Below are 4,862 nucleotides of genomic sequence, written 5' to 3'. Positions count from 1 at the left end.
GGTATCTTTACCGCCCAGAGGGCGGCGTTACAAATATTTTTGGGTAATTCCTGAAAGTATATTATACCGTATATTATACCGTCATCTCCCATTTTAATAAACCTTCTTCACAACTTTTTAATTGCATTCCCACTTTTTCTAAAATCCGTTTTGATGCTAAATGGTCTTGAGGGCAAGTAGCGATAATTTTATGTAAATTTGGTTGAGTTAATGCCCAATTAACCAGTGCTTGTACCGCTTCAAAACCGTAACCTTGGTTTTGATAGACAGGCAGAACATTGTAACCCATTTCAACTATTCCCAGCTCATTTTTGCCACCAAAGCCTAAATCGCCAATAATAGTATTTTCTCTACTATGAATCATCAACCAAGCCCCCCAGCCTAACTGTAACGGATCGGCAGCTAACTGAGCAAAAAAGGGTAAGACTTCCTCTACCTCTGACCAAGGCCAATCGCTAGGAATCTTGACATTTAAGAGCTTTTCGATCTGATATTTATCCGCGATTGCTGCTGCTGCAACTTCCAGCGAATAAGGAATTAGTTCCAGGCGTTCAGTTTTAAGCTTTAACACACTCCCCTCATACTATTTTTTGAGTATCTGCTCAACTAAAAATATTAGAATCACCGTAACCTTGAATATTTTCAGGATCGAATCGGCGGAGGATAGTTGTCGCTTGGCGGGTGAGAGTTTCATTGCCGTTAACAACTACCAAATATTTGCCGGCATTTAAGCGATTGCGGTACGGTAAAGCATCCCCAGATACTAAACCAACACCGCCGCCAACAAAAAGACTTCCCAGAACCCCAGAAATAGCACCTAAAATACCACCAATGACGTGATCGCCAACTTCCCCAGCAAAGGCAAAAGTCTTTAAATTAGTAATCAAGCTAAAACTAAAGCCTGCGAAAAATCCAAAGGGGACAAGCCAAATTGCCATAAACTTAGCTTGCTTGATTGCTTGTTCCTTGGGGTCAATTAAGCCATATTCATCAGCGCTTTTATATCCTCTGCCTAAGATGCTAATTTGCTTCATGGGCAAGCCTTCTTTCTCAAGGGCAGAATAAGCAGCTTCGGCTTGAATGCGGTCTGGAAGTACGGCAACTAGATAATTCATAACTCAAATTGGTAATTGGTAATTGGTAATTGGTAATTGGTAATTGGTAATTGGTAATTGGTAATTGGTAATTGGTAATTAAAAGGTTATGCCTCACCCAATTGCAAACTGCTATGATGCGCGATCGCACCAGATCCCATAAATGATGACACTATCACATTCAGCAGCACCGCCACCATTGCCCGAAGGAGAACAATAATTACGCAAAAGCACCACGTAACGCCGCCCTCTGGGCGGTATCTTTACCATCCAGAGGGCGGCGTTACAGATACTTTTGCGTAAGTCCCATTACGGATTATAGCGATAAAAGACTTACTAGGTAAAGGATTGAGGGATTTTCAATGTATTTTTCAAGGGAAAGTTAAAATCTTTCCGGCAAAAGGCAGTACATAGACCCCCGATACAGATACAATTGCATACTGCGGAAAGCTTTGTTTACTTTGCCCCACCTGCTATGCCAAAGGTTCTTGTCTCCGATCCCATTGATGCTGCTGGACTTGATATTCTGTCCCAAGTTGCTCAAGTTGATGTAAAAACTGGTTTACCACTAGAGGAACTGGTGCGAATTATCCCAGAGTATGACGCTCTGATGATCCGTTCCGGCACCCAAGTTACTAAAGAAATAATTGAAGCAGCCAATCAGCTTAAAATCATCGGCCGGGCTGGCGTGGGGGTTGATAATGTAGACGTACCCGCCGCTACTCGCAAAGGTATCGTAGTCGTCAATTCCCCAGAAGGTAACACGATCGCAGCCGCCGAACACGCGATCGCCATGATGCTAGCCATCTCCCGTTACATCCCCGATGCCGATCGTTCTGTGAAAAACGGTAAATGGGAACGCAACCGCTTTATGGGCGTTGAAGTTTACAAAAAAACTCTCGGTATCGTCGGTTTAGGCAAAATCGGTTCCCACGTCGCCGCCGCCGCCAAAGCAATGGGGATGAAATTACTCGCTTATGACCCCTTCATCTCCACCGAACGCGCCGAACAGATTGGCTGTCGCCTGGTAGAGTTAGATTTGCTGATGCGTGAATCCGACTACATCACCCTGCACATCCCCAAAACTCCAGAAACCTATCACCTGATTAACGCTGAAGTCTTGGAGAAGATGAAGCCCACCGCCCGGATTATCAACTGTGCCAGAGGCGGTATCATCGACGAAACAGCCCTAGCAGCAGCCTTAGAAGAGGGTCAAATTGCGGGTGCAGCTTTAGACGTTTACGAACACGAACCCCTGCAAGCCGATTCCCCACTGCGATCGCTCGGTCAAAAAGCCATCCTCACACCCCACCTAGGAGCCTCGACAGCCGAAGCTCAGGTGAATGTCGCGATCGATGTCGCAGAACAAATTCGAGACGTGCTCCTGGGCCTGCCAGCCCGGTCTGCGGTAAACATTCCTGGCATCTACCCAGATGCGATCGAAAAACTCAGACCTTACTTGCAATTAGCCGAAACCCTCGGCAACTTGGTAAGTCAACTGGCGGGAGGACGAGTCGATTACCTCAACGTGCGCCTCCAAGGCGAACTCGCTAGCAATCAAAGTCAGCCAGTAGTCGTCGCCGCCCTCAAAGGTCTCCTGTCTCAAGCCCTACGGGAACGAGTAAACTACGTCAATGCCAGCATTGAAGCCAAAGAGCGCGGCATTCGCGTGATCGAGACACGAGATGCCTCCGTCCGAGACTACGCTGGATCGCTGCTATTAGAAGCTAAAGGAACTCTCGGCGAGCACACCGTCACCGGGGCCGTACTCGGTGAAAATGAAATTCGGATCACCAGCGTTGATGAATTCCCCGTTAACGTTTCCCCTAGCCGCCATATGCTGTTTACCCTGCACCGCGATATGCCAGGAATTATTGGCAAACTAGGTTCCCTGTTGGGCAGTTTTAATGTCAATATTGCCAGTATGCAAGTAGGTCGCAGAATCGTGCGCGGAGATGCAGTAATGGTACTGAGCCTTGATGACCCTCTGCCAGAAGGAATATTGGCTGAGATTATCAAACTTGCAGGTATTCGAGATGCTTACACGGTAACTCTTTAGCAAAGAAAAGTTAAAAATTAAAAATTAAAAATGAAGCATCCCAATTTTTAATTTTTAATTTTTAATTCTTAATTCTTAATTAATTTATGGCGCATAGCTGGTGGGAAATTCGAGTTATTTGCGATCCAGGGTTGGAGGATTTAATCTTCTGGCGTTTGGAAAATTTTGGCTGTCGGGGAACTGCCAGCGAGATGAAAAATAATTACTGTTTAATATCAGCTTACTTGCCCGAAGAACAGGCAGGTTTACTAGATTTAGCTGCTCTTTCTTTACGTCTGCGCCAAGATGCTCTTTGTTCCGGTTTCTCGCTACCTGCTACCCAGTGGAATTTAATTGATGAAGAGGATTGGGCCAGCAGTTGGAAAGTGCACTGGCAACCTCAAGAAATTGGCGATCGCTTTTTAGTTTACCCCGCTTGGCTACCAGTACCAACAAACTCAGACAGGCTTTTGTTACGTTTAGATCCTGGCATGGCTTTTGGTACAGGCACTCATGCAACCACTCAGTTATGTTTAGAGTCCTTAGAAATGCGGCTCGGTTTTGGCTCAACTGAAAACGCTCCAATAATAGCTGATATTGGTTGCGGATCGGGAATTTTATCAATTGGAGCAATTTTATTAGGAGCTAAAAAAGCCTATGCTGTGGATACCGATCCTTTAGCGGTAGACGCTGCTATTAGTAATCGTAAACTTAACCGGATTCTCTCTCAGCAGTTAACTGTAGAAGAAGGTAGCATCAGGGATTTAATAGAAATGATTGAAGACCCTGTTGACGGTTTGATGTGCAATATTTTAGCAGAAGTTATTATTGATTTGATTCCACAGTTTGAGGCAATTTCAAAACCCACTACTTGGGGAGTCCTTAGTGGAATTTTGCTAGATCAAGCTAAACCTATTGCTGATACTTTAGAACAGCATGGTTGGGTGGTAGCGACTCTGTGGCGGCGGCAAGATTGGTGTTGTTTTAATATTCGGCGGTCTTAAATTTTATATCCGATTAATTATAAGGAATCTGAATATGCAAATAGAACTAAAACAATTAATTGTCCCTCCAGGCAGTCAATTATTGATTAAAAATGTCAGTTGGGAGATGTATGAAACTATTTTGGACGAATTGGACTCGCGCCCAGTTCCCAGAATTTCATATAGTAAAGGGATGTTAGAAATAATGACACCATTCCCCGAACATGAAGATTACAAAGTAATGATTGGCGATTTGGTAAAAGCGCTACTAGAAGAATTGGATATTGAATTTAGGAGTCTTGCTTCTACTACCTTCAAAAATGAAAATATGGCTCAAGCGATAGAAGCTGATGACTGTTTTTATATTCAAAATGAAATGGCAATCAGAGGAAAGAAGCGGATCGATTTAACAATAGATCCGCCGCCTGATTTGGCGATTGAAATAGATATTACATCTCGCACTCAGTTTAATAATTACGAATCATTAGGAGTGCCTGAACTTTGGAAATATAATGGGCAAAAACTACAAATCAATGTCCTGCAAGATAGAAAGTATGTTGAGTCTAATATTAGTTAAAACTTTCCTCAATTACCGCCGCTGAGTCAGATCATTCACAACTATATTGAGCAAAGTAAAACCGCAGGTAGGAATGCTACAATGAAAGCATTTAGAAATTGGGTGAGAGAGCAATTGTAAGAGAGTTATACCGAGTTTTCGTAACGCCGCCATCCTGGCGGTTCCTTTAC

6 protein-coding genes are annotated in these 4,862 nt (G+C 43.9%); 3 read left to right on the top strand and 3 right to left on the bottom strand.

All coding sequences use genetic code 11. The features are described 5' to 3' along the window. Nucleotides 1–73: 73 nt before the first annotated feature. The 3 genes from PY364_RS17000 to PY364_RS16990 all read right to left on the bottom strand — a co-directional run bounded on the left by PY364_RS17000 (nt 74) and on the right by PY364_RS16990 (nt 1,364). A complete protein-coding gene (locus tag PY364_RS17000; RefSeq protein WP_275524256.1) occupies nt 74–571 on the bottom strand; it encodes a GNAT family N-acetyltransferase in 498 nt (165 codons plus the stop codon). A gap of 31 nt (nt 572–602) precedes the next feature. Continuing rightward, on the bottom strand, nt 603–1,115 hold the full coding sequence (locus tag PY364_RS16995) for a hypothetical protein (RefSeq protein WP_275524255.1): 513 nt from the start codon (nt 1,113–1,115) through the stop codon (nt 603–605). Between the two features lie 111 nt (nt 1,116–1,226). Next, complete coding sequence (locus PY364_RS16990) at nt 1,227–1,364, bottom strand: hypothetical protein (RefSeq protein ID WP_275524253.1); 138 nt, start codon at nt 1,362–1,364, stop codon at nt 1,227–1,229. Between the two features lie 205 nt (nt 1,365–1,569). Between PY364_RS16990 and serA the strand changes: the two genes are divergently transcribed. From serA to PY364_RS16975, 3 genes are all read left to right on the top strand, one after another. Further along, nucleotides 1,570–3,153: a phosphoglycerate dehydrogenase gene (serA, locus tag PY364_RS16985; RefSeq protein ID WP_275524251.1), complete on the top strand. Its 1,584-nt coding sequence runs from the start codon at nt 1,570–1,572 to the stop codon at nt 3,151–3,153. Nucleotides 3,154–3,239: 86 nt separating this feature from the next. Then, nucleotides 3,240–4,136: a 50S ribosomal protein L11 methyltransferase gene (gene prmA / locus PY364_RS16980; RefSeq protein WP_275524249.1), complete on the top strand. Its 897-nt coding sequence runs from the start codon at nt 3,240–3,242 to the stop codon at nt 4,134–4,136. Nucleotides 4,137–4,170: 34 nt separating this feature from the next. Continuing rightward, nucleotides 4,171–4,692 carry a Uma2 family endonuclease gene (locus PY364_RS16975; RefSeq protein ID WP_343277732.1) on the top strand — a complete coding sequence of 174 codons (522 nt, stop codon included), beginning with the start codon at nt 4,171–4,173 and terminating at the stop codon, nt 4,690–4,692. The last annotated feature ends 170 nt before the right edge of the window (nt 4,693–4,862 follow it).

It is taken from the genome of Kamptonema sp. UHCC 0994 (genome assembly GCF_029167235.1).
GTDB lineage: Bacteria > Cyanobacteriota > Cyanobacteriia > Cyanobacteriales > Microcoleaceae > Kamptonema.
The sequence above is the reverse complement of the archived record's forward strand: the minus strand, read 5'-3'. Positions and strand labels throughout refer to the sequence as shown.

Bases quoted from the DNA above. Each gene is read 5' to 3' on its own strand.
- PY364_RS16995 (WP_275524255.1), bottom strand. From the start codon at position 1,115: ATGAATTATCTAGTTGCCGTACTTCCAGACCGCATTCAAGCCGAAGCT.
- PY364_RS16990 (WP_275524253.1), bottom strand. From the start codon at position 1,364: ATGGTAAAGATACCGCCCAGAGGGCGGCGTTACGTGGTGCTTTTGCGT.
- serA (WP_275524251.1), top strand. From the start codon at position 1,570: ATGCCAAAGGTTCTTGTCTCCGATCCCATTGATGCTGCTGGACTTGAT.
- prmA (WP_275524249.1), top strand. From the start codon at position 3,240: ATGGCGCATAGCTGGTGGGAAATTCGAGTTATTTGCGATCCAGGGTTG.
- PY364_RS16975 (WP_343277732.1), top strand. From the start codon at position 4,171: ATGCAAATAGAACTAAAACAATTAATTGTCCCTCCAGGCAGTCAATTA.